Below are 24428 nucleotides of genomic sequence, written 5' to 3'. Positions count from 1 at the left end.
CCGTCAAGCCGGACCGGGGAACTCAGTACTGCGCGCCGGCGATGAGTTGCGATCGGACCGAGTTGTCGCTGAGGTCGAGTTCGGGCTGCCAGGAGAAGGCCGGCCGACGGGCCATCAGCGCGAGAATGTATGAGAGAAACATCGTCGAATACCTACACCGTTAGATAGTGTACTCCTGCGTAGAAGCGAGAGCTAAGGGGCTCCCCTCCGGCCAGCCATGTTGGTTTAGCATAGATGATGTAATGGACTTGAAACGGCTTCTCTTTTCCCATGTCGTGGCCAGAGTATCGCGGCGCGCCCTCCACGGATGGTTCCTACTCTCGCGCGGCATGACGCTGGGGGTCCGCGCGGTCGTGATCGACGCGGAGGACCGCGTCTGCCTCGTCCGGCACACCTATGCGCCGGGTTGGCAATTCCCGGGCGGCGGCATCGAGGTCGGCGAGAACGCGCTGGAAGGGCTCGCCCGGGAGCTCCGCGAGGAGGCCGCGGTCGAATTGGCTGGCGCGCCGCAGCTTCATGGCGTCTTCCTGAACGGCCATGTCTCGCGGCGCGATCACGTGCTTGTCTTCGTCGTGCGCGATTTTACCGCGGCTGGCGGCGGCCGGATGCCGGACCATGAAATCGCTGAGTGCAGGTTCTTTCCCCTGGATGCCCTGCCGGAGGGGCTGACCCGGGGAACGCGCGAGCGCCTGTCGGAGATTGCCGAAAGACGTGTGCCCACTGCATTGTGGTAGCGGCGGAATTGGGAGGCCGGATGGGCATCCTACAGGAACTCTGCGTCGTAGCGGCCGTCGTGACCGCCCAGCCCTCCTGGGCCCATGGCGGGTATCCGAGGGATTGCTGCGCCGACCATGATTGCCGCCCGGCCCTGCTGGGCGAGATCGAGGCGCTGCAGGATGGGCGCTACCTCGTGGTGCCAACGGGCGAGATCTTCACCCGCTTCCAGGCACGCCCGAGCTTCGACGAGAACTTCCACCGCTGCCTCTACAACCCGGCGGATCCGAAGAGTCGGACCTTTTGCATCCTCGTGCCTGCGGGCAGCTGATCTGGCCCCGGAAAGGTCGGCAGTTTAAGGGCCCGGGGCGGCCGCCGAGATGCCGCCCAAGTCTGCGAGGAGGAGCATGTCCGGCCCCCTTACCGGTCTCAAGGTGATCGAACTCGGGCAGCTCATCGCGGCCCCTTTTGCGACCCGGCTGCTCGCCGAGTTCGGCGCGACCGTGATCAAGGTCGAGCCGCCCGGTATCGGCGATCCCCTGCGGAAGTGGCGCAAGACCCATCAGGGGACCTCGCTCTGGTCATACGTCCAGAGCCGCAACAAGCATTCGGTCACGATCGATCTCAAGGCCCCAGAGGGGCAGGATATCGTGCGCCGGCTTGCCGCCGATGCGGACGTGGTCGTCGAAAACTTCCGCCCCGGCACGCTGGAGAAGTGGGCACTCGGGTTCGAGGATCTTTCGCGCCTGAATCCGAAGATCATCCTGGTCCGGCTCTCGGGTTACGGCCAGACAGGGCCCTATCGCGAGCGGCCGGGCTTCGGCGTGATCGGCGAGGCCATGGGCGGCATTCGCTACACGACCGGGTCGCCTGACCGACCGCCCTCCCGTGTCGGGGTCTCGATCGGTGATTCCCTTGCCGCGCTGCATGCCGTCATCGGAACCCTGATGGCGATCATCGACATCGTCCGGAACGGCGGCACGGGGCAGGTCGTGGACGTCTCGCTCTACGAGAGCGTCTTCAACATCATGGAGAGCCTGATCCCGGAATACGGCGTCCTCGGCGAGATTCGGGAGCGTTCAGGGGGCGCCCTGCCGGGTATTGCGCCCACGAATGCCTACAAGGCTTCGGACGGTTACGTGCTTGTGGCCGGCAATGGAGATTCCATCTTCCGTCGGCTCATGAAGGCGATCGGGCGGGAGGACCTCGGCGAGGACCCGCGCTTTGCCGACAATGCGGGACGGGCCGCGGAAGCGGACTTCATCGACGCTGCCATCGAGGCTTGGACGGAGCAGCGCACCGTGGAGGAAGCGCTCGCCGTCATGAACCAGGCCTCTGTACCTGCGGGACGCATCTACAACGCGGCCGACATCATGGCGGACCCACACTACCGCGCTCGCGACATGATCATCGACGCGCAGCTTCCGGACGGCACCCCGATGCCCGTCCCCGGCATCGCCCCCAAGCTGTCGCGGACGCCTGGCGCGATGCGCTGGCTTGGACCGAAGCTCGGCGAGCACACGGACGAGATCCTCGGGTCTGCCGGCTACTCGGCGGAAGAGGTCGCGGATCTCCGCCGGCGGGGAATCGTTTGATCTACCCGAGCAGCCGGCCGAGGAACCGATGACAGAGACCATGCCCGCCTTCCACGACGCCGAGGAGCGGAGCCGCTTCGAGCTCGACGTCTCCGGGCAGGTCGCCTACGCCGATTACCAGCGGCGACCGGGCGTGCTCGTCATCAGCTACGTCTATGCGCCGCCGCCTCTGCGCGGGACAGGCGCGTCCGACCGGCTCATGTCTGCGGTGGCGGAGCAGGCCAGAGCCGAGGACCGCAAGATCCTCGCCCTCTGCGGCTATGCGCGCGGCTGGCTCCGCGCGCACCGCGCTCACCGCGACCTTCTGGTCTCCTGACCGCGGACGGTCGGAGCTCAGGGCTTCCCCAACCCCGCAGTCGCGCGCTCCACGGCCTCCTTGGCGGCAGAGCTTTCCCCCGCCGCCTTGGGCCCGCCCGCATCCCCGCCCGCGTCGCTGATGCGCCGAATATTCTCGGCTGGGGTCTCGGCCGCGGTCTGGTCGGAGGTCTCGATGCTGCCGCCGGCAATCGAATCGAGCCGAGGCGCCCCTGAGGCGACGCGAGCCGTCTCCGCCTCCCAGCTCGGGTCGCTGTTCAGATGCCGCTGGAGGTCATCCGGCCGGGCGAGGTCCGTCGGCGCATCCTGGCCCATGAACTGCCCGTTCTCGTCGCGGTAGGCGTCGAAGCTCTTGAGATTCTCGGTTTTCGCCTGGTTGGCCATCGGAGCCTCCTCAAACTGTTGAGGGGAGAACCCGCAGGGGCCCGGGCGGTTGCCGCACGCATGAAAAAGGGCGGCAGAGCCGCCCTTGATCAGAACTCGCCTCGAGTGCGGACCGGCTAACCGATGCCCTCGAAGAGCGCGCTCGAGATGTAGCGCTCAGCGAAGGACGGCGCGATCGTCACGATACGCTTGCCCTCCATCCCGGGCCGAGCCGCGACCTCGAGCGCCGCCGCAACGTTCGCCCCGGTCGAGATGCCGCCCGGAATGCCCTCGACCTTCGCCAGCAGGCGCGAGGTATCGAAGGCGGTCTGATTGGAGACGGTCAGGACCTCGTCGATGACGGCGCGATCCAGCACGTCCGGCACGAAGCCGGCGCCGATGCCCTGGATCTTGTGCGGGCCGGGCTGGCCGCCGGAGAGGACGGGAGAATCTTCCGGCTCGACCGCGATGACCTTGAGGTTCGGCAGGCGCGGCTTCAGCACCTCTCCGACGCCCGTGATGGTGCCGCCGGTACCCACCGCCGCGATGAAGACGTCGAGCTCCCCGCCAGTGTCGCTCCAGATCTCCTCGGCCGTCGTTATCCGGTGGATCTCGGGATTGGCCGGGTGCTTGAACTGCTGGGGCATGACGGCGCCGGGCGTCTCGCGGACGAGCTCCTCGGCCTTGGCGACCGCGCCTTTCATTCCCTGCGGGCCGGGCGTGAGCACGAGTTCGGCGCCCAGGAAGGCCAGCATCTTGCGACGCTCGAGCGACATCGTCTCCGGCATGACGAGGATCATGCGATAGCCCCGCGCCGCGGCCACGAAAGCGAGCGCGATTCCGGTATTGCCGGAGGTCGGCTCGATCAGGGTGCCACCCTCCTTCAGCTGCCCGGATGCCTCGAGCGCGTCGATCATGTTGACGCCGATACGGTCCTTCACGCTCGCGATCGGGTTGAAGAACTCGAGCTTCAGCAGGATCTCGGCTTTCACGCCCTTCTGCTTCGCGAGGCGGTCGAGACGGACCAACGGGGTGTCGCCGATGGTCTCCGTGATGGAACCGTAGACCCTGCCGCGGCCGCGCGTACGGTGCTCGCCGGCCGGGTGCCTCAATGCTGACTGAGCCATGCCGTCCTCCTGAAATTCTGCAACAGACCTACCTTATTTCCAGATCCATGTCGATGAATGCAATGTTGCACATTACTAGATTGTGAAATCCACGGGATGGTCGCCGGGGCCCGCTGTGTCGACCCGTCGGCACAGATCCTCGACGGTAATCCCGTCCAGCTCACGCAGGAAGACCTCCCCCGCGGCTGCGATCGCAGGCGAGACGACCTCCTCGACGAGCGCCGAGCGCGGAGCCGTGCCACCGCCCTCCTCCTCGCGCCCCCCGCTGGCGCCCTGCACGGCGCGAACGATGTCGCCGACCGAGACCCGCCGCCGCTCGCGGGCAAGCTCGTATCCACCTCGCGGGCCGCGCAGGCCCTTGAGGATCCCACTCCTGACAAGGGCCTGGAGGATCGTCTCGAGGTGGCGCGGCGGCAGATCGTGGCGCGTTGCGAGCGCCTTCGCGCTGACCGGGACGGGACGGGCATGCAGCGCCACGTCCACCACGGCGGCGACGGCCAGGAGCGTGCGGCGCGACAGAAGGTTCAACGCCGCGGCTCCATCACAGCCGTGCTGCCGATCCCGGTCGACCCGAACCCTCCCGCCCCGCGGGCGCTCGCCCCGGGAAAATCTTCGACGACCTTGAAGGTCGGACGCCCGATCGGCACGAAGAGCATCTGCGCCAGCCGGTCCCCCGGGGAGATGGTGATTGCCGCGCCCGAGGCCGGCGGGTTCCGGTTCCAGGCCGAGATCATGCAAGGCCCCTCGTAATCGGCGTCGATGATGCCGATCGTGTTGCCGAGGACGAGGCCGCGATGCCCGAGCCCTGACCGCGGCGCGATGAGTGCGCACCAGCCCGGATCTCCGATGCGGATGGCGATGCCTGATGAGACGAGGGCCGGAGGATCGCCGGGCGAGAGGGTCAGCGGCTCCTCCAGGCAGGCGAAGAGGTCTAGGCCCGCGGCCATCGCGGAGCCCCAATGAGGAAAGCCCCACTCCGTCAGGCGGGAGTCGAGTAGCTTTACGTCTACGTTCATCGACAGCCCATTCTCGTGCAGCTCATCCGCGAGGAATTTCCACCAGCACGCCGGAAGCACAAGTGCTTGCAGTTTCCGGCCCTCTCTGCCATAAGCCGCGCCTCTGGACCGCCCGGCCGTAGGGCTGCCGTGGCGGTTCATTCCCTGCTCCAAGCAGATAACGGAAGCGCCGCCCGGGTTCGCCCGGGCGCGGCGCGTTCAGGAGAGCCAAATGCCCAAGCTCAAGACGAAGTCGGGCGCAAAAAAGCGCTTCAAGATCTCCGGTACGGGGAAAGTGATCAGGGCCCAAGCCGGCAAGCGGCACGGCATGATCAAGCGGACCAACAAGCAGATCCGCAACCTGCGCGGCACGACCACCCTGTTCAAGGGCGACGCCGACAACGTGAAGAAGTTCTTCCTGCCGAACGGCTGAAGAACCACACGCCCCCGCAGACAACTAGCTTCCCAGGAGATCCCCCATGGCCCGCGTGAAACGCGGCGTGACGAGCCACGCCAAGCACAAGAAGGTTCTGGATCAGGCGAAGGGCTTCTATGGCCGTCGCAAGAACACGATTCGGATCGCCAAGCAGGCGGTCGAGAAGTCGATGCAGTACGCCTACCGGGATCGCAAGAACCGGAAGCGTTCGTTCCGCGCCCTCTGGATCCAGCGCCTCAACGCCGCTGCGCGCGAGCATGGCCTGACCTATTCCCGCCTCATCGACGGCCTCGCCAAGGCGGGCGTCAAGGTGGACCGCAAGGTCCTGTCGGACATCGCCATTCGCGAGCCGGAGGCATTCGCCGCCATCGTCGCCCAGGCGAAGGCCGCGCTGCCGGCCGACCTCGTCAAGGCCGCCTGAGACCAACCTTTCTTGGTTGTCATGGCCGGGCTCGCCCCGGCCATCCCGATAGGCTGAGGCGCCGCTTTTCTCCGATCGGGGTCGCCGGGACCAGCCCGGCGATGACGCGTTCGAAGCAGATCGCCCAGTCATGACCGACCTCCAGACACTCGAACGCGACCTCCTCGCCCAAGTCGACGCCGCCTCCGACGAGGCGGCGCTCGAATCCTTGCGCGTAGCCGCCCTCGGCAAGAAGGGCTCGATCTCCGAGCTCCTGAAGACCCTCGGCCGGATGACACCGGAAGAGCGGAAGGAGAAGGGCCCGCTCATCAACGGGCTCCGTGATGCGGTCCAGGGCGCCATCCTGTCCCGCCGCGAGGCGCTGGCGGATGCTGCGCTGGAGGCGAGGCTCGCTTCCGAGAAGGTCGATGTCTCCCTTCCGGTCCGCGAGGCGCCGGAAACGCGCGGTCGCATCCACCCCATCAGTCAGGTCATCGACGAGCTCACGGCGATCTTCGCCGACATGGGCTTCCGGGTCGCCGAAGGCCCGGATGTCGAGACGGACTACTACAACTTCACCGCGTTGAACTTCCCCGTCGGGCACCCCGCGCGGGAGATGCACGACACCTTCTTCCTGCAGCCCGACCACAAGGGCGAGCGGAAGGTGCTTCGCACGCACACGTCGCCGGTCCAGATCCGCACGATGAAGAGCCAGGAGCCGCCGATCCGGGTGATCACGCCCGGCCGGACCTACCGGCACGATTCCGACCAGACCCACACGCCCATGTTCCACCAGGTCGAAGGGCTGGTGATCGACAAGGAGGCGAACCTCGCGAATCTCAAGTGGATCCTCGAGGAGTTCTGCAAGGCGTTCTTCGAGGTCGAGGAGGTGAAGATGCGGTTCCGGCCGTCCTTCTTCCCCTTCACGGAGCCCTCGATGGAGGTGGACATCCAGTGCTCCCGCCGCGGCGACGAGATCCGGTTCGGCGAGGGCAGCGACTGGCTCGAGATTCTCGGCTGCGGGATGGTTCACCCCAACGTGCTGCGCAATTGCGGCCTGGATCCGGACGTCTACCAGGGTTTCGCCTGGGGCATGGGCATCGACCGGATCGCGATGCTGAAATACGGCATGCCGGACCTGCGCGCGTTCTTCGATGCGGATGTCCGCTGGCTCGACCATTACGGGTTCAGGCCGCTTGATCTCCCGAGCCTCGTCGGTGGGCTGACGTCATGAAATTCACCCTCTCCTGGCTCAAAGAGCACCTCGACACCTCCGCATCCCTCGACGCCATCACGGAGGCGCTCACCCGCATCGGGCTCGAGGTCGAAGGCGTCGAGGACAAGGCGGCGGCGCTGAAGCCGTATGTGATTGCCTCCGTTATCTCGGCCGAGCAGCACCCGAATGCCGACCGGCTTCGGGTCTGCATGGTCGATACAGGCACGGGTGAGCCGGTCCAGGTCGTCTGCGGCGCGCCGAATGCGCGGGCGGGCATGAAGTCGGTCTTCGCCCCGCCCGGGACCTACGTGCCCGGCAAGGACATTACGCTCGTCGTGGCGAACGTCCGGGGCGTCGAGAGCCGCGGCATGCTGTGCTCGGCGGCCGAGCTCGAGATCTCGGACGACCATGACGGCATCCTGGACCTTCCGGCCGATGCGCCAGTCGGGCAGCCATATGCCGGCTATGCCGGGCTCGACGATCCACTGATCGAGATCAACCTCACGCCGAACCGGCCGGACTGCACCTCGGTAGCCGGGATTGCGCGGGATCTGGCGGCGGCCGGGATCGGGGCCATCAAGACGCCGCGGGTCGAGCCCGTCCCGGGGTCCTTTGCCATGCCGGTCAAGCTGACGCTCGACTTTGCCGAAGAGGACCGCAAGCTCTGCCCAGCCTTCGCGCTCCGCCTCGTGCGCGGCGTCAAGAACGGCCCCTCGCCCGCTTGGCTCCAGACGCGCCTGGCCTCGATCGGCCTCCGGCCGATCAACGCGCTGGTCGACATCACCAATTTCATGACCTTCGACCGTGGCCGGCCGCTTCACGTGTTCGACGCGGGGAAGGTCGCGGGCGCCATCACGGTCCGTCGCGGCAAACCGGGCGAAGAGATCCTGGCGCTGGACGGGCGCACCTACGCGCTGGATGACGAGATCGTCGTCATCGCGGACGAGAACGGCCCGGAATCCATCGCCGGCATCATGGGCGGCGAGCATTCGGGCTGTGACGAGAGCACGACGGATGTCCTCATCGAGTCGGCCCTCTGGGACCCGCTGAACATCGCCCGCACGGGGCGGCGGCTCGGCATCAATTCGGATGCGCGCTATCGCTTCGAGCGCGGCGTCGACCCGGCCTTCACGGTCCCGGGCCTCGAGCTCGCGACGAAGCTCGTGCTCGAGCTCTGCGGCGGCGAGGCTTCGAAAATCCTGCTCGAGGGCGAGATCCCGGATCGCGAGCACCCGATCGACTTCCCCTGGAACGAGGTGAAGCGCCTGACCGGGCTGGACATCCCCCGTCCGGAGGCGAAGGCGATCCTGACCGAGCTCGGCTTCACGGTGGCCGGCAACGCCGCGAACGAGCGCGCGAAGGTGCTGCCGCCGTCCTGGCGGCCCGACATCGAAGGCAAGGCCGACCTCGTCGAAGAGATCGTGCGCATTGCCGGCCTGGAGCGGGTCGTGTCCCAGCCGCTCCCGCGCATCCAGCCGGGTGTCGTGAAGCCGATCCTCACCCCGCTGCAGAAGCGGACGCGGCTCGCCAAGCGCGAGCTTGCCTCGCGCGGCCTGGTGGAGGCGGTGACGTGGTCGTTCATCGCTCACGCGGAGGCGAAGCTGTTCGGCGGCGGCGCCCGGACCCTGCAGCTCGCCAACCCGATCGCGGCGGATCTCTCCGATATGCGCCCGAGCCTGCTGCCCGGGCTGATCAAGGCGGCGCAGCGGAACGCCGATCGCGGCTATGGCGACGTGGCCCTGTTCGAGGTCGGCCAGTGCTTCGCCACGGACGAGCCCGAGGGTCAGGCCATCAACGCCGCGGCCCTGCGACGGGGAACCGCTCGCACGGCCGGCGCCGGTCGTCACTGGGATGGAAGCGCTAGCCCGGTGGATGTCTTCGACGCGAAGGCGGACGCCATGGCGCTGCTCTCCGCTCTTGGCGTGTCGACGGGCGGGCTTCAGCTCGTGCCCGGCGGCCCCGACTGGTTTCATCCCGGCCGCTCGGCCACCCTGCAATTCGGGCCTCGGAACGTCGTCGGCTCGTTCGGCGAACTGCACCCGCGCATCCTGAAGGCCCTGGACGCCAAAGGCCCGATGGTCGGCTTCGAGATCGTGCTCGACAACCTTCCCCTGCCGAAATACCGGCCGACGAAGATGAAGCCGAAGCTGGTCATCTCGGACCTGCAGCCCGTGCGGCGGGACTTCGCCTTCGTGGTCGGACGCGAGATCGCGGCGGGAGAGGTCGTCAGGGCGGCCGAGAATGCCGAGCGCGGCCTCATCGCCGGGGTCACGCTCTTCGACGTCTACGAAGGCGCCGGCATCGAACCCGGCAAGAAGTCCGTCGCACTGGAGGTGACCCTGCAGCCCGCCGAGCGCACGTTGACCGATGCCGAGCTCGAGCAGGTCTCCGCCAGGATCATCGCCGCGGTCGCCAAGAAGACCGGCGCGGTGCTGCGCTCGTGAGCGAGGCCTGGGGCGGAGACTTCATCCCGGGCGGGCGGGTGAACCTCGTCGAGGCCCTATCTGTCGCGCAGCACCTGCCGGCCGAAGCGCTGGACGAGGCGGTCAGACGGCCCCAGGCCGTCGCTGAATTCGTCTTGCAGGTCGTGGAGCGTGCGGCCTCCGGCGAGGACCTGACCGGCCGCGAGCAGAACCTCCTGTTCTGGGGCGTCCACGTCCTCGGCGCTGCCCGGGACTGCCGGCTGCATGCACCCCTGCTACGGCTTCTCCGCCGTCCCGCCGAGCCGCTCGGCGAACTCATCGGCGATGCGGTCGGGACCACCCTGCCCCGCATCGTCGCGGGTTCGTTCGACGGCGATCCGGCGGCGCTGGAAGATGCGCTGCTCGATCGGGAAGCGGACGAATTCGTCCGCTGGAACCTGTTCGGCGCCTACGCCTTCCTGGTCTTCTCGGATCGCATCCCGCGCAAGCGGGCGGAAGCACTCCTGGTCCGCTTCGACGAGACCCGCCCGGCCCGGGCCGGAGATTCCGCCTGGACGGGCTGGCAAGAGGCGGTCGCCCTTCTCGGCTTCGAGGACCTCGCACCGCGGATTCAGGCAGCGCGGGCGGATGCTCGCCTTCTCGAGGAGGAAGGCGATCCGGACTGGTTCGAGCTGACGCTAGCCGAGGCCGTCGCCAAGCCGGACGATCCGGCCCGCTTCCGGGAACGCGAGCTCGGCTTGATCGAGGACGTCGTCGCCGAACTCGAGGCCGCTCTGGAGAGCGAGGAGGAGGCCGAGCCGGAGGAGCCTGTCCACAACCCGCTCCGGCATGTCGGACGCAACGACCCCTGCCCCTGCGGCTCGGGCAAGAAGTATAAGAAGTGCTGCCTCGGCAAGGAGACCGAGCACCCCTAGGGAGGGACGATGTCGGATACGATCGCCTGGGCGAAGCCCGAGGATGTGGGGATGTCGCGCGAGCGCCTCGGGCGCATCGGCGACGTGGTCACGGCCGACGTCGAAAAGGGTCTCATCCCCGGAGCCGTGACGGTCGTCGCCCGGCGCGGGCGCGTCGTCCACTTCAAGGCCTACGGCCGCCGCGATCCCGGCCGCGACGAGCCGATGGAGCGGGATGCGATCTTTCGCATCTACTCGATGACCAAGCCGCTGGTCTCGGTCGCCCTGATGATGCTGGTCGAAGAGGGCCGGCTGCTCCTCTCCGATCCGCTCAGCGCGTTCGTGCCCGAGTTCTCGGACGTAAAGGTCAGGGCCGAGCGGGACGGCTGCGCCGAGCTCGTGCCGGCAGCAAGGCCGATCACGGTCCACGACCTTCTCCGACACACATCCGGTCTCACCTACGAGTGGATGGACGAGGGTCCCGTCCAGAAGGCCTACGCGGAGGCGGAAGCCGGACGGCGCAGCCGCAGCAACCCCGCACAGGCGGCGCTGCTGGCGACCCTCCCCCTCGTGGCCCATCCAGGTGCCGAGTGGAACTACAGCCGCTCGACCGACCTCGTGGGACGCGTGATCGAGGTCGTCACCGGCCTGTCGCTCGGGGTCGCCCTGCGGACGCGGCTATTCGAGCCGCTCGGCATGATGGAGACCGGCTTCATGGTCCCGCCGAATTATCAGGCGCGCATCGCCGAAGCCTTCCCGACGGACCCCGAGACCGGCGAGCCCCAGGCGCTCCTCGACGTCGCGAAGGAAGTCGCGATGGAGAATGGCGGCGGCGGGCTTGCTTCCACGGCGTCCGACTACGCGCGATTCCTGCACATGCTGCTTTCGGGCGGGCAGCTCGACGGCGTGCGCTTCCTCTCGCCGAGGACCCTCGCCTACATGACGGCGGACCATCTCGGGCCCGAGATCCGGATCATGCCGGACATACTGCCGGAGGGCTATGGGTTCGGGCTCGGCTTCGCCGTGCGCCGCCAGGACGGGATCGCGAGCTTCCCCGGCTCGGCCGGCGATTATTACTGGGAGGGCCTCGGCGGGACGAGCTTCTGGGTGGATCCGCGCGAGGAGCTGTACGGCCTGATCATGGTGCAGGCGCCGGGACGGCGTGAGCACTACCGGCGCATGCTGCGCCAGCTCGTCTACGCAGCCATCGTGGATTGAGCTGAGCGCCGCTCAGCTCGCCTTCTTCAGCTTCTGCGACGCCTTCGCCGGCGTGCGCCGGGCAGCCGCTGCAGGCTTGGTCTTGGCGGTTGCAGCGCTCTTGGCCGTCTTGGGCTCCGCGCGCGCCTTCTCCGCCTTGGCAGCAGGCGCAGCCTTCCCCTTCGGTTCGGCGGCCGCATTGTCCTGGTCGGCCGAGATCGACCGCCTGAGGGCATCCATGAGGCTGACGACGTTGGTCGGCTTCGGCGGTGCGTTGAGCTTCACGGGCTGGTGCGTCTGCTTGGCCTTGATCAATTCCAGAAGGGCATTCTGGTAGCGGTCCTCGAACCGCTTGGGATCGAAGTGCGACATCTTGCGGCCGATGATGTGGGTCGCGAGGTCGAGCATCTCCTCGGACACCTCCGGCTCGCCGATATCCTCGAAGTAGTCCTCGTCCTCCCGGACTTCGTAGGCGTAGCGAAGCGTGGTCGCGACCAGCCCCTTTCCGCGAGGCTCGAGCATGATCGGCCTCTCTCGGCGGTAGAGAACCACCCGTCCCAGCCCGACGACGTTCTTCTCCCGCATCGCATCGCGGATGACGGCGAAAGCCTCCTCGCCCAGCTTGCCGTCGGGCGTCAGGTAGTAGGGGGTGTCGAGGAAAGTCTCGTCGATCTCGTCGCGAGGAACGAAGGTCTCGATATCGATCGTATGGGTCGACTCGATCGCGACGGATTCGATCTCGTCCTCTTCGAGGACGACGTACTCGTTCTTCGCGACCTGGTATCCCCGCACCTGTTCGTCGGACTCGACCTCTTCGTCCGTTTCAGGGTCCACGAGCTTGCGGCGGAGCCGGTTGCCGGTATCGCGGTGGAGGAGGTGGAAGGAGACCCTCTCCTTCGTGGTCGTGGCCGGAAAGAGCTGGACGGGGCAAGACACAAGCGACAGCTTGAGGTAGCCCTTCCAATTGGACCGGGGCGCCATTGGCGGACTCCGTACGCTACGATCACTCGGGAACTCGACTCGGGCGACTCAACGACTCCTCGGATCGACTCGTTCCCGCCGCAGATCCGGACCCGAGCCGGAGGCGTTGCTTGCCATCGAAGAGGTTGGGAACCACCTTGCACGCAATGCTCGATTCCGAACCAGCCGCCCCGCGGGCCTGCGCCTGGCCCAGCGCCGATACCCAGGGCGAGGAAATCAGGGATCTCGACCCTGCCCTTTTCAAGCCGGGGCTGGCGCTTCGCGACTGGTTGCTCGCCGAGGGCGCGCGCCTCGAAGACTGGGCGCCGCTGCTGGAAGGCCTGGCCGACCGGCTGAATGCGCTGGGCGTTCCCATCGATCGGATCACGACCGCGATCGATGCGCTCCATTCCGAATATACCGGGATCGGGCGCGTCTGGACGCGCGAGAACGGGTTCGCGTTCAAGCTCTTCCCCCATGGCGAGCAATCCGAGCGCGCCTATGAGCGTAGCCCCTTTGCCGAGGCGCATCGGACGGGACGCTGGCTCATCCTCGATCTTCGCACCACTCCGGACGACGCCTTCGACATCATCCCCGAGCTGAAGGCGGAGGGATATGTGTACTATGTCTGCGTTCCGCTCTGCTTCACGAATGGGACGCGGAACGGCGTGACCTTTGCGACCCGCGCGCAGCACGGCTTCGACTCAAGGGCGCTTTCCGTCCTGCGCTTCGTCATGCCGACGCTCGCCGCCGTGTTGGAGACGCGCTCGGTCAATCAGCGCCTCGACAACGTGCTTCGCATCTATGTCGGCGACGAGCCGCACAAGGCTATCCTATCCGGCACGATCCAGCGTGGCGAGGTCAGCCGCATCCGATCGGCCATCCTGTTCGCGGACATGCGGAGCTACACACGTATCTCGTCCGAGCTCGAGCCCGAACGGGCGGTCGAGCTCCTGAACACCTTCTTCGATTGTCTCGTACCGCCCATCAATGCCGAAGGCGGCGAGGTGCTGAAGTATCTGGGCGACGGCCTGCTCGCGATCTTCCGCGACCGGGGCGACGATACCGGGCAAAGTGCTCAAGCGGCCCTCTCGGCCGCGGTGGCCGGGCTCGTCCTCCTCGAGCAGGCCAACCAGGAAGGACGTTTTCCGACGCGCGTAGACGCAGGCATCGCGCTCCACCACGGCGAAGCGGCCTACGGCAATGTCGGGTCCGGCGCCCGGCTGGATTTCACGGTGATCGGCCCCGACGTGAACCTCGCCAGCCGCATCGCACAGATGAACAAGGTGCTTCGTGAACCTTTGTTGATGTCGAAGGCGTTCGCCGACCACCTCTGGGGCGACCCCGAAATGATCGGCCGGCACCCGCTCGACGGTTTTCTGGAGCCCGTCCCGATCTACCGGCTCAAAGCAGCGGCCGAGATGCCTGCCGCCGCCGTGATGACAGCCGCGGAATAATCCCCATCCCGTTGCATTGCAGAGTGCGCCGGAACACCGGCGAAACATACCAGAAATGCGACCCTGAACAGGTGAAATGCGAGGCGGCTTTGCTTGCTGCCTTGTAGGGCCTGGCTTTATACCTGGGGCGGGGAACAGGGTACGCGATGTCCTGGACAAGCAAGGTCGTCTGGTCCGAAGGCTTGTTCCTTCGGCCGCACCACCTTCAGCAGAACGACCGCTATATGGAGGCGCTGCTCGAAAGCCGGGTCCGCCACATCACGCCCTATCCTTGGGGCTTCTCCACAATCGAAATCGACCGGGATCTGGCTCAGCAGAGCAAGTTCTCCGTGCGGCGCGCGACCGGCGTGATGCCGGACGGCACGCCTTTCGACATTCCAGGGTCGTCGCCCCTTCCCCCTCCGATCGACGTGCCCGAAACGGCCGGGAAGCAGTTGCTATGGTTGTCGCTGCCGCTGGCGGCGGCCAACACACGGGAAGTGGAGGACGCAGAGGCTGACAGCGCAAGCCGGTATTATCCCGCGACGGAAGTCCTTATCGACGCGACATCCGCCCTGCGAATGGAGGAAGAGATCGACGTCGCTCATCCTCGTCTCTCCTTCGAGCTGCGACGGACGGGAAAGCCGGGCTATGTAAGCCTGCCCATCGCGCGTGTTCTCGAGGTGCGGGACCGGACGATCGTCTTCGACGAGAAGTTCGCGCCACCGGTTCTGAGCTGCGCCGCGCATCCCGTGATCGACGGGTGGATCGATCGCGTGATCGGCTGGATCGACAACAAGCTCGAGGAGCTGGCCCGCTACGCGGCCGACCCAACCGCCGGCGGCGGCCTCCAGAGCGCCGACTACTTCGTTCTGCAACTGCTGAACCGGCACGTCCCGGTGCTGAAGCACTTCCGGCAGTCCCGCTACATCCACCCAGAGCGGCTCTACGAGGAATTCCTGCGCATCGCCGGGGAGCTTGCGACCTTTGCGACGGCCGAGCGCCGGGCGCGCAACTATCCCGCTTACGATCACGACAATCTGGAAGAGGTATTCACGCCGCTCGTCCGGGACATCCAGGACTTCCTGTCGGCGCAGCTCGGGCGCCGGGCGATCCGGCTCGAGATCATCGAGCGTGCGCCGAATGCCTTCGTCTCGACCATCCGCGACCGCAACCTGTTCCGGAACGCGGCCCTAGTGCTGGAGGTCTCCGCCAGGCGCCCGCTCACCGAGATCCAGGGCCACTTCCCGCACCTGTTCAAGGTCGGCCCGAACACGAAGATGAACGAGATCGTGCATGCCCATCTACCCGGCGTCGGTCTCGTGCATCTTCCGACGCCGCCGCCCCAGATCCGGGCCATCACGGACCACGTCTACTTCCTGCTAGACCGGCAGTCGCCGCTCTGGCCGGAATTCAGCGTCGCGAGTTCCATCGGGATGCACTTTTCCGGCGACTGGCCGGAGCTCGAGCTTGAACTCTGGGCGGTGCTGGAGGGACGGCGGTGACCTGCGGCCGGACCTCCTATCCGGCTTCCGAGAGCTCCCATTCGGGCGGAGGGGGCGATGAGCAAACCTTTTGACCCGTTCGGTCGAAGTGACCGCACCATCATTCTGCCGAACCCAGGGGGACGGCGGGCCGAACCTCCTCCGGCCCCGGTCTCCGCTCCCAATCCCACGCCGTCCTTCGCGCCTCCTCCGCCTTTGCCGCCTCGTCCGGCCGCACCAGTCGCTCCCAGCTCCCAGCCGGCTTTCGCTCCCGCCTCGTACGGCGTCGTGCCCGGCGCCCCCCCAGCGGCGGACGAGTCTTGGGCGTTCCCGCAGCCAGCGGCTCCCCCGGCAGCACCCGATCCTGGGGAGCGGCGACGCGCCCTCATCCTGAAGCGCGACGTTGTCGTAGCGCCGAACGAGAACCCCTTCCTGCGGGCAGGCGGTCCCCTCCTGCTCCTGCTGGGGCGTTTGCGGGTCCAGCTGTCGCGCGCATCTTTCGCGAACCTGATGGAGCAGGTCGCCTCGACGATCGAGGAGTTCGAGCGCGACACGCGCACGGCCGGCATCTCCGCCGAGCAGACCCGGATCGCCAAGTACGTCGTCTGCGCGACCGCCGACGACATCGTCCAGAACATTCCGACGGACGACCGGCATGTCTGGACCCAGTACTCGATGCTCTCCCGCTTCTTTGGCGAGCGGATCGGCGGCGTGAAGTTTTTCGAGGAGCTCGAGCGCGCGAAGGTCGATCCCTCGGGCAATTACTACCTGCTCGAGCTCATGCACGCCTGCCTGGCTCTTGGCTTCCGGGGTATCCACGGCACAACGGCCGGCGGCGCCGCCACCCTCCAGACGATCCAGCGCAACCTCTACGAACTCCTCCGGCGCACCCGCCAGCCGAGCCGCGAGGTCTCCCCGCGCTGGCAGGGCCAGGCGATCGCGGCCGCGGTCTCGCGCTTCCAGCTTCCGGTCTGGGCGGTCGGCTCGGTGGTGGGCGTTCTGCTGCTCGGGCTGTTCTTCGTCCTCAGAATGCTGCTGTCCGGCGGCGCCGAGGCCGCCGCGACAGCACTCGTCACGGTTCACCCGACGACCGAGGTCGGCATCCAACGGCGCATCTACACGCCGCCGCCGCCCCCGCCTCCGCCACCACCGCAGAGCCAGCTGGCCCGCTTCCGGGGGGCGCTGCAGGCCGAGATCGCCAACGGCAACCTCTCGGTGCAGGAGACCGGCAACCAGGTCGTGATCCGGGTCGCGGCGGCGCTCTTTGCGCCCGGAAGGGCCGAGGTGAAGCCGGAATTCGCGACACTGGTCCAGCGTCTCACGGAACTGCTCGACCGGGAGCCCGGCGCCCTGAAGGTCGTCGGCCACACCGACGCGCAGCCGATCAAGAACGTGCGCTTTCCCTCCAATTTCGTCCTGTCCCAGGAGCGCGCAAAGGCCGTCGCCACCCTGATGAAGGCCAAGCTCACGCGGCCGGAGCGGATCGAGGTGGAAGGCAAGGGTGCGGACGTGCCGATCGCACCGAACGACACGGTAGACGGGCGAGCGAAAAACCGCCGCGTCGAGATCATCATTCCCCGCAGCGTGTGACGGCGGAGCAGCGATGAGATCCGCCCACTTGCCGAGGCAGGCACCATGACGTGGAAGACCTGGCTCAGATATGCCTCCATCCTGATCGGCGCCCTCGCCCTCGCGGCAATCGTGTGGTGGGCGGGGCCCCTGGTGGCAATCGGCGATGTCCGGCCTCTCGAAGGGCTCTGGGTCCCGCTCGCGATCTGCACCGCCATCATCGCGGTCGCTCTCGCCTATGTCGGCTACGATATCTGGAAGCGCCGCAAGGCCGCCCGGGCCATCGAGGAGGCGCTGAGCGCCGCCGAGGAAAGTTCCAGCGACGGCGTGGTGCTCAGCGGCGCGATGAAGGATGCGCTCGCGACGCTGAGGAAGGCCCGCGGCAAGGGCGACTACCTCTACGAGCTGCCCTGGTACATCATCATCGGCCCCCCGGGCTCCGGCAAAACGACCGCGCTCGTCAATTCGGGGCTCAAGTTTCCGCTGAATACCGGCAAGACGCCGGAAGCCGTCGCGGGTAGCGGCGGCACCCGATACTGCGACTGGTGGTTCACGGAAGACGCGGTGCTGATCGACACGGCGGGCCGCTACACGACACAGGACTCGGACGCGAAGGCGGATCGCGCGAGCTGGCTCGCCTTCCTGGACCTCCTGAAGAAGAATCGCCCGCGCCAGCCGATCAATGGCGTGCTGATCGCGATCAGCCTGGACGACCTTCTTAGCGCGGGCGAGGCGGAGGTCGAGGCGCATGCCAACGCCATCCGCAAGCGGCTGCTGGAACTGCACGAGCGGCTAGGGGTCGACTTCCCGGTCTATGCACTCTTCACCAAGGCCGATCTCGTCTCGGGGTTCACGGAATTCTTCGGCCATCTCTCCGAGCCGGACCGGCGGATGGTGTGGGGCCATACCTTCCAGACGGCCGACAAGACCCGCAACATGATCGGGGAGGTCCCGGCCGAGTTCGACGCCCTGGTGGAGCGATTGAACGAGTGGCTGCCCGATCGTCTGCAGGAGGAGCCCAACCCGACCGCTCGTGTCGTGCTGTTCGGCTTCCCGAGCCAGGTCGCAGCGTCGAAGAAGCACGTCGTCGATTTCCTCAATCGGATCTTCGAGCCCAGCCGATACCACTCCAACGCGACGCTCCGCGGCTTCTATTTCACCTCCGGCACGCAGCAGGGCACGCCGATCGACCAATTGATCGGCGCTCTGTCCCGGTCCTTCGGCTCTGAGGATTTCGGCGCGGCGAGCTACTCGGGCCTCGGGAAGAGCTACTTCCTGACCGACCTTCTGAAGAAAGTCGTCATTGGGGAGGCGGGGTGGGTCTCGACGAACCGTAGCGCGGTGCGGCGGGCCACGGTCCTTCGCGTGGCTGCCTATGCCTCGATCGCCGTTATCTCGGCCACGCTCGTCGGGCTCTGGTGGACGAGCTATCTGCGCAACAACCAGCTGATCCAGCAATCGAACACGCAACTGGCGAAGTACCGCGGCGACGCAACCGAGGTTCTCCGCGAAGCCGTCGTGGCGGACCGGAACTTCGCCAAGGTGCTGCCTCTGCTCAACACGCTCCGGTACCTCCCGGCCGGGTATGCGCTTCGAGAGGACGGCACGCCCGTCCTCGCGACCATGGGATTGAGCCAGCGCGAGCGCCTGCAATCCGCATCCGAGACGACCTACCACACCGGCCTCGAGCGCATGTTCCGCTCACGCCTGATTTTCCGAATGGAGGAGTTGCTCGAGGCCAACCGCAACAATCCGAGCTTCATCTACGAGGCCCTGAAGGTCTACCTGATGCTGGGCGGGCGGCCCGAGGCACCGCCGGACCGGGACCTCGTGATCAACTGGATGCGTCGCGACTGGGCCGAGGCGCTCTACCCCGGCGCTGGCTTTGCCAAGGGCCGGGAACTCCTCGAACAGCATCTCGTCGCGATGCTCGATCTGGAGGATGGTTCTTCACCGGTCGTGACCATCAACCAATCCCTCGTCGAGGACTGCCAGCGGACCCTTGCGCGACTGAGCGTCGCCGAGCGAACCTACGAATTGCTGAAGTCGCAGGCCCGCACCGCGCCGCAGCGCGACTGGACGGTGGTGAAGGCCGGCGGCCCTGACGCCAACATCGTGTTCGAGGTGGTGGGCGGAGGTGACCTCGACGTCATCCGGGTCCCCTTCTTCTTCACCTATGACGGCTTTTTCGAAGCCTTCATCGACCGCTTCGGGGATGTGGCCGATGTTGCCGACCGGGACCGGTGGGTTCTCGGCGCTGCTGGCCAACAGCAGGCCTACACGGCGCAGTACGGCTCGCTATTCGCCGACCTCCTGAAGATCTACGCCCGGGAATTCGTACCCTCCTGGACGACTGCCCTAAGCCGGCTGAAGCTTCGCCCGCTGGCCACCGACAAGCCTCGCTATACAGCGCTCCAAGCCATCTCGGCCCCGACCTCGCCGCTCAAGCAGGTCATCGAGTCCCTGCGGGAAGAGACCCGGCTGACTCGCGAGAGGCCGGGCGCGAACCGGGCAGCCCAGAATGGCGGTGGCACGCAATCGATCGATCCTCGGACGGGGAAGGCGAAGGCCATCGTTGCCGATGCGGGAATGCGCGCCGCGGAAACGCGCGTTCAGGCCGCCCTCCCGTCCAGCGTCGCGAATACTGCCTCGGCTCTCGGGCGGCTGGCCCTGGAGGGTACGCTCGGCGGCCGAGGCGGGAGCGGAGCCGCCGGTGGGAGCGCGGCACAGCCGGACCGCTTTGCCATACCGACGAACGAGGCGCCCGGCGCCAACATCGAGGCGAGCTTCCGACAGTTCCATCTGCTGCTCGAGGGCGACGCCGGCCGGCGGACGGTCGACGTCCTGATCCAGAACCTCAACGAGCTGAAGAACGCGGCCCTTGAGGCGACGAACCCTTCGATGGCGCAGGCGGCAAACATCAACCTCGTCACGCAGACCAGGAATCTCCGCTCCCTCGCCTCGCGCTTCCCGCCGCCGTTCGAGCCGATGATCCGCGGCATCGCGAACGAGTTCGAGGGCAGCGCGACAGGAGCCGCGGTCTCGCAGCTGGCGCAGATGCTGGCGGATCAGGTGACGCGGGACTGCCAGCAGATCGTGACCAACCGCTATCCGTTCACCCGGAGCAGCGAACGCGAGGTGCCGATCGCGGATTTCGCCCGCCTCTTTGCTCCGAACGGAATCCTGGACAAGTTCTTCCAGACGAACCTGGCACCGCGTGCTGATCGCTCGCGGGCGCAATGGACGTGGCGGCCCGACGACCAGATCGCCCGCTCGCTCTCGCCTTCGACATTGCGGGAATTCCAGCGCGCCTCGGAGATCCGCGACGCGTTCTTTGGCACGGGCGGCAACATGCCATCCATCACCATGGCCGTGACCCCCCTGACCCTGGCGGGCGATGCGGCGCGCGCGAAGCTCGACATCAACGGCACCCCCGTCGTGACGCAGCAGGGGATCAACACGCCCTCCACCGTGCAGTGGCCCGGCCCCGGCGGGCTCGGCCGGACCGCGATCAGCCTTGAAGGTCAGACTGTCGGCGGGGGCTTCTTCGGTGGAGGGCAGACCACACCTCCGCAACTCCTTGCGGAACGTACCGGGACCTGGTCGCTCTTCCGCATGCTGGATTCGGGCTCGGTCCTCCGGCAGGGCGATAGCGTGGTGGCGACCTTCGTCGCGGGTGGGAGAGAGCTGTCCTACCGGTTCAACGTGAGCTCGATCCTGAACCCGCTCGTACTTCCGGCGCTGCGCGAGTTCCGCTGCCCGACCGGGATCTGAGTCATGCGTTGCGGCCTCTACGGGAAACTCCCGGCCAAGCGCGACTTCATCGCGGTTTCCACGCCGCGCGAATTCCTCGCGGCCTGGGAGCCCTGGCTCCAGGGTGGAATATCGGCAAGCCGCGTGAAGCTTGGTCCGGCTTGGCAGGAGGCCTATCTGCGCGCGCCGATCTGGCGCTTCTGGCTGGGTGCTGAGATCTGCGGCGCTCCGGTTCTTGGCGCCATCATGCCTTCCGTGGATGGCGTCGGGCGTTATTTTCCCCTCACGATCTTCGTGCGCTGCGAACCGGGCGAGGAACTCGCCCCGCCTGAAATCGACTCCAACGACGAGTGGCTGTCCAAAGCGGAGGAGTTGCTCCTCTCGGCTCTGAGCGAAGGCACGGATTTCGAAGCCCTGACAGGCGCCATCGAAACTTTCCCCCCCGCCCGGGCGAGCTGTCCTTCCGCTCAGGAGGGCACCTTCCATCGCTTGCCCGACGGCAGCGTGACCGCGCCGCTGCAAGGACGTGCGCTGGAGGAGGCCCTGTCCGGCATCAGACAGCTCGACCATGTCCGCCTGTACGGGTCGGCCACCTTCTGGTGGACGCTTGGAGGGGAAGGATTCGCACAACAGGTCCTCGCCGCCCGCCGCATGCCGGACCCGTATGCCTTTGCGGGCATGTTGACGGGCCGCTTCGACGACACGCTATGATCGCCTCGCGCGAGCGCGCTTTTCGGCCGGCTACCGGATGAGATGCTCCATGGCGCCCGAAACCCGAGGTTCCGGTCTCAACTCCGACCTGGTGCAGCGGGCCGGCATCTTCGATGTCGGGGCGGCGAGCCATCCCGGACGTGTGCGGCAGGTCAACGAGGACAGCTACTTCGTTTCCCCGGCAAACGGCGTCTTCGCCGTCGCGGACGGCATGGGAGGACACGAGGCCGGCGCCTTGGCGAGCTCGACCGTCGTCCAGTGCCTGGAGACGATCGGGACGGCGGTATCGGCCGCCGACCTCCTGGCGAGGCTCGAGGATCGTATTCTGCGCGCGAACATGACGCTGCACGAGATCGCAAGGCAGCGTGGACGGATCGTCGGCTCGACCGTCGCGATCCTACTGACCTTCGGAGACCATTTCGCCTGCGTGTGGTCGGGCGATAGCCGGATCTACCGCATCCGCCATAATGCGATCGCCCAGCTCTCGCGCGACCACACGGAAGTGCGGGACCTGGTCGAGCGCGGCCTGCTGACGCCCGAGGAGGCGCGCACATGGCCGCGGAAGAACGTCATCACGCGCGCGATCGGCGTGAGGGAGGAACCGGAGCTGGAACTCGAACACGGCACGCTCCTGCCCGGAGACACCTTCGTCATCTGCTCCGACGGCCTGACGGGCCATGTCGAAGACCGCGAGATCCTTGCCGCCTCTGAAAGCAGCCGGTGCCAGGATGCGAGCGATGCCCTCATCGCGCTCACGCTGGAACGAGGAGCTGCCGACAACGTCACCGTGATCGTCCTGCGCTACGGAGAGGACACGCCGCGTGGGGCCGGACCGACGGCATCCGACGCAGCTTCGCTGCGCGGGACCATGCATGACCCGGCTTCCGAGGCGGGAGACGTGCAATGAGCGATGAGACCATCATCGCGCCAGGGCCGTTCAGCCGCATCAGCCCGGGATACAGGCTGAACGAGATCTACGAGATCGACTGCCTCCTGGCGACCGGAGGCATGGGGGAAGTCTACCGAGGCCACGCCATCGAGACCGGGGATGAGGTCGCCATCAAGACGATCCGGCCGGAATTCGCTCAGAACACTGCGGCGCTCGCCCTCTTCAAGAAGGAGGCATCGGCTCTTCGCAACCTCTATCACGAGGCGATCGTCCGCTACTTCGTCTTCTCGATCGACCGGGGACTTCCCTATCTGGCGATGGAGTTCGTCGAGGGAAAGTCCCTTTCCGAGCTCCTTCAAAAGGGCCCGCTGAACCTGGAGCAGCTCCGCGTCCTCCAGAAGCGCCTGGCTGCGGGCCTGCAGGCTGCGCACGAGCTCGGGATCATCCACCGCGACGTCTCGCCCGACAACATCATCCTCCCGAACGAAAACTTGGCGCGTGCCAAGATCATCGATTTCGGCATCGCTCGCTCCGGACAGGGCGAAGGAACGGTGATCGGGAGCGGCTTTGCGGGGAAGTTCTCCTATGTGTCGCCGGAGCAGCTCGGTCTGTTCGGCGGAAACGTTACCGCCCAATCCGACATCTACAGCCTCGGGCTCGTCCTGGCCGAGGCCGCCCTCGGCAAGCCGATCGACATGGGCCATAGCCATGTCGACGTCATCGAGAAGCGCCGGCGGGTCCCGGACCTCTCCGGCGTTGATCCCCGCTTTCGGCCGCTTCTCCAGCGCATGCTGCAGCCGAACCCCAAGGACCGGCCCGCGGGCATGGCCGAGGTGGCCGAATGGGCGCCGAGCGGAGGGCGGAGCGCCGGGAAGGGAGCGAAGGCTGTCGCGATCGCCGCCAGCATCGCTCTGTCATTGGGAGCCCTTGGCGGGGCCGGCTGGATCTTCGCGCCGGAGCTCTTCAAGCTCCTGCCGCAACAATCGCCGGAGCGCGCGGCCTCTTCGTCGAGCCCGCAGGCGAGCCTGCCGGATCTGCCGCAGAACGAGGCGTTGCTCGCCGAGGATCCGGGGCGGCAGGCAATTTCCCGCCCTACCGAGAACGAACCCACCTCTCCTGTCGTCCCGGCATTTGAGCCTCAGCGAGGCGGCTCTGAAGTCGCAGCGCTGCCTCCCCCGCCGCCGCCAGCGGCCCCTGACCTGGTGCCGGCCGAGCCGCTCCCATCGGCTCTTTCCGGTCCGGCCACTCCGGAGCAGGTCGCCGGGTACGTGAGGGACTACACGGGAGGCGAATGCTTCTTCGTGACGCCCATCGCGGTGGCGGTCAGAGAAGCCCGGATCGAGGCTTTCGGGGCAAGTCCAACGCCGTTCATGGAATTCGACACCGCGTTTCAGCGCAATATGGGCTTCGAGCCCGAGATCAGTCTGAGGCAGGTGACCCGGGCGCAATGTCCGGTGGTCGAGTTCCTGGCGCGTGAGGGTGGACAGCGAGGGGGCCGTTCACCGGTGCTGGCGATCAAATCGGACAGGCTGCGCAGTGGAGAGGAGCTCAGCGGTTCCGTCGATGCCGGCGCGGACAAGAATATCGAGCTCCTGCTCGTGGCGGATGACGGGCTGGTCCACAACCTGGCCCCCTTTGCGAGACGGACTGGCGACAGCCTCTCGTTCAGCCTGCGCGTGGAGGGCAGTTCGGGCGGGGAGAAGCCCCAGCTCATCCTCGCCGTGTCGTCCCCGCGCCCGCTGCCCTCGCTGAAGCTTTCCAGCCCGCAGAGCGCCGAGCGCGTCTTCCGCCAGCTTCAGGACGACGTTGCCCGCCACCAGGTCTCCGGGGTAGCGGCGCGATACTTCAAGCTTGGTGGTTGACCCGACCCGGTTCCGCTCGCCCGGGCCGAGGGGATCCGGTAGACTGAGGCAGGCTTGGCCCTGAGGGAAGCTGCCTGGCCGAGGTGTTGC

The 24428-nt window shown here is 67.0% G+C and carries 22 protein-coding genes; 17 read left to right on the top strand and 5 right to left on the bottom strand.

The window, feature by feature from the left end:
- Positions 1–242: 242 nt before the first annotated feature.
- The 4 genes from ACO2SS_RS26285 to ACO2SS_RS26270 all read left to right on the top strand — a co-directional run bounded on the left by ACO2SS_RS26285 (position 243) and on the right by ACO2SS_RS26270 (position 2625).
- Positions 243–734: an NUDIX domain-containing protein gene (locus ACO2SS_RS26285; RefSeq protein ID WP_423280822.1), complete on the top strand. Its 492-nt coding sequence runs from the start codon at positions 243–245 to the stop codon at positions 732–734.
- 20 nt (positions 735–754) lie between these two features.
- The gene (locus ACO2SS_RS26280; protein ID WP_423280821.1) at positions 755–1045 is read left to right on the top strand and encodes a hypothetical protein; all 291 of its coding nucleotides are present in this window, start codon (positions 755–757) and stop codon (positions 1043–1045) included.
- A 76-nt stretch (positions 1046–1121) separates the two neighbouring features.
- A complete protein-coding gene (locus ACO2SS_RS26275) occupies positions 1122–2309 on the top strand; it encodes a CaiB/BaiF CoA transferase family protein (protein WP_423280820.1) in 1188 nt (395 codons plus the stop codon).
- Positions 2310–2337: 28 nt separating this feature from the next.
- Positions 2338–2625, top strand: a complete 288-nt coding sequence (locus ACO2SS_RS26270) for a GNAT family N-acetyltransferase (RefSeq protein WP_423280819.1) — start codon at positions 2338–2340, stop codon at positions 2623–2625.
- A 17-nt stretch (positions 2626–2642) separates the two neighbouring features.
- Here the strand turns inward: ACO2SS_RS26270 and ACO2SS_RS26265 are convergent, their stop codons facing one another.
- The 4 genes from ACO2SS_RS26265 to dut all read right to left on the bottom strand — a co-directional run bounded on the left by ACO2SS_RS26265 (position 2643) and on the right by dut (position 5130).
- Positions 2643–3008 (bottom strand): hypothetical protein, encoded by a 366-nt coding sequence (locus tag ACO2SS_RS26265; protein ID WP_423280818.1) that lies wholly within the window; start codon positions 3006–3008, stop codon positions 2643–2645.
- Between the two features lie 116 nt (positions 3009–3124).
- On the bottom strand, positions 3125–4114 hold the full coding sequence (gene cysK / locus ACO2SS_RS26260; RefSeq protein ID WP_423280817.1) for a cysteine synthase A: 990 nt from the start codon (positions 4112–4114) through the stop codon (positions 3125–3127).
- Between the two features lie 75 nt (positions 4115–4189).
- Positions 4190–4642: an RrF2 family transcriptional regulator gene (locus tag ACO2SS_RS26255; protein WP_423280816.1), complete on the bottom strand. Its 453-nt coding sequence runs from the start codon at positions 4640–4642 to the stop codon at positions 4190–4192.
- On the bottom strand, positions 4639–5130 hold the full coding sequence (gene dut / locus ACO2SS_RS26250; protein WP_423280815.1) for a dUTP diphosphatase: 492 nt from the start codon (positions 5128–5130) through the stop codon (positions 4639–4641). The genes ACO2SS_RS26255 and dut overlap by 4 nt, the downstream gene beginning before the upstream one ends.
- A gap of 211 nt (positions 5131–5341) precedes the next feature.
- Between dut and rpmI the strand changes: the two genes are divergently transcribed.
- The 6 genes from rpmI (at position 5342) to ACO2SS_RS26220 (ending at position 11695) form a co-directional block, all read left to right on the top strand.
- Positions 5342–5542 carry a 50S ribosomal protein L35 gene (gene rpmI / locus ACO2SS_RS26245; RefSeq protein ID WP_171220119.1) on the top strand — a complete coding sequence of 67 codons (201 nt, stop codon included), beginning with the start codon at positions 5342–5344 and terminating at the stop codon, positions 5540–5542.
- Between the two features lie 46 nt (positions 5543–5588).
- Positions 5589–5966: a 50S ribosomal protein L20 gene (gene rplT / locus ACO2SS_RS26240; RefSeq protein ID WP_423280814.1), complete on the top strand. Its 378-nt coding sequence runs from the start codon at positions 5589–5591 to the stop codon at positions 5964–5966.
- Between the two features lie 130 nt (positions 5967–6096).
- Positions 6097–7179, top strand: coding sequence for a phenylalanine--tRNA ligase subunit alpha (gene pheS, locus ACO2SS_RS26235; protein ID WP_423280813.1), 1083 nt, complete (start codon positions 6097–6099; stop codon positions 7177–7179).
- The gene (gene pheT / locus ACO2SS_RS26230; protein ID WP_423280812.1) at positions 7176–9605 is read left to right on the top strand and encodes a phenylalanine--tRNA ligase subunit beta; all 2430 of its coding nucleotides are present in this window, start codon (positions 7176–7178) and stop codon (positions 9603–9605) included. Before pheS ends, pheT begins: the two co-directional genes overlap by 4 nt.
- Complete coding sequence (locus ACO2SS_RS26225) at positions 9602–10498, top strand: DUF1186 domain-containing protein (protein ID WP_423280811.1); 897 nt, start codon at positions 9602–9604, stop codon at positions 10496–10498. The genes pheT and ACO2SS_RS26225 overlap by 4 nt, the downstream gene beginning before the upstream one ends.
- 9 nt (positions 10499–10507) lie before the next feature.
- Positions 10508–11695, top strand: coding sequence for a serine hydrolase domain-containing protein (locus ACO2SS_RS26220; RefSeq protein WP_423280810.1), 1188 nt, complete (start codon positions 10508–10510; stop codon positions 11693–11695).
- Between the two features lie 12 nt (positions 11696–11707).
- On the opposite strand, the gene ACO2SS_RS26215 is transcribed toward ACO2SS_RS26220, so the two are convergent.
- A complete protein-coding gene (locus tag ACO2SS_RS26215) occupies positions 11708–12655 on the bottom strand; it encodes a Ku protein (RefSeq protein WP_423280809.1) in 948 nt (315 codons plus the stop codon).
- 146 nt (positions 12656–12801) lie between these two features.
- Here ACO2SS_RS26215 and ACO2SS_RS26210 point away from each other — a divergent pair, with 146 nt between their 5' ends.
- From ACO2SS_RS26210 to ACO2SS_RS26180, 7 genes are all read left to right on the top strand, one after another.
- Positions 12802–14091, top strand: a complete 1290-nt coding sequence (locus ACO2SS_RS26210; RefSeq protein WP_423280840.1) for an adenylate/guanylate cyclase domain-containing protein — start codon at positions 12802–12804, stop codon at positions 14089–14091.
- A gap of 146 nt (positions 14092–14237) precedes the next feature.
- A complete protein-coding gene (gene tssK / locus ACO2SS_RS26205; protein WP_423280808.1) occupies positions 14238–15575 on the top strand; it encodes a type VI secretion system baseplate subunit TssK in 1338 nt (445 codons plus the stop codon).
- 267 nt (positions 15576–15842) lie between these two features.
- Positions 15843–17144, top strand: coding sequence for a type VI secretion system protein TssL, long form (tssL, locus tag ACO2SS_RS26200; protein WP_423280807.1), 1302 nt, complete (start codon positions 15843–15845; stop codon positions 17142–17144).
- Positions 17145–17189: 45 nt separating this feature from the next.
- On the top strand, positions 17190–20897 hold the full coding sequence (tssM, locus tag ACO2SS_RS26195; RefSeq protein WP_423280806.1) for a type VI secretion system membrane subunit TssM: 3708 nt from the start codon (positions 17190–17192) through the stop codon (positions 20895–20897).
- Between the two features lie 3 nt (positions 20898–20900).
- The gene (gene tagF / locus ACO2SS_RS26190; protein ID WP_423280805.1) at positions 20901–21587 is read left to right on the top strand and encodes a type VI secretion system-associated protein TagF; all 687 of its coding nucleotides are present in this window, start codon (positions 20901–20903) and stop codon (positions 21585–21587) included.
- 49 nt (positions 21588–21636) lie between these two features.
- Positions 21637–22494: a PP2C family protein-serine/threonine phosphatase gene (locus tag ACO2SS_RS26185; protein WP_423280804.1), complete on the top strand. Its 858-nt coding sequence runs from the start codon at positions 21637–21639 to the stop codon at positions 22492–22494.
- The gene (locus tag ACO2SS_RS26180) at positions 22491–24338 is read left to right on the top strand and encodes a serine/threonine-protein kinase (protein ID WP_423280803.1); all 1848 of its coding nucleotides are present in this window, start codon (positions 22491–22493) and stop codon (positions 24336–24338) included. Before ACO2SS_RS26185 ends, ACO2SS_RS26180 begins: the two co-directional genes overlap by 4 nt.
- The last annotated feature ends 90 nt before the right edge of the window (positions 24339–24428 follow it).

It is taken from the genome of Enterovirga sp. CN4-39 (assembly GCF_049446235.1).
GTDB lineage: Bacteria > Pseudomonadota > Alphaproteobacteria > Rhizobiales > Beijerinckiaceae > Enterovirga.
This window is presented reverse-complemented; position numbering and strand designations above follow the sequence as displayed.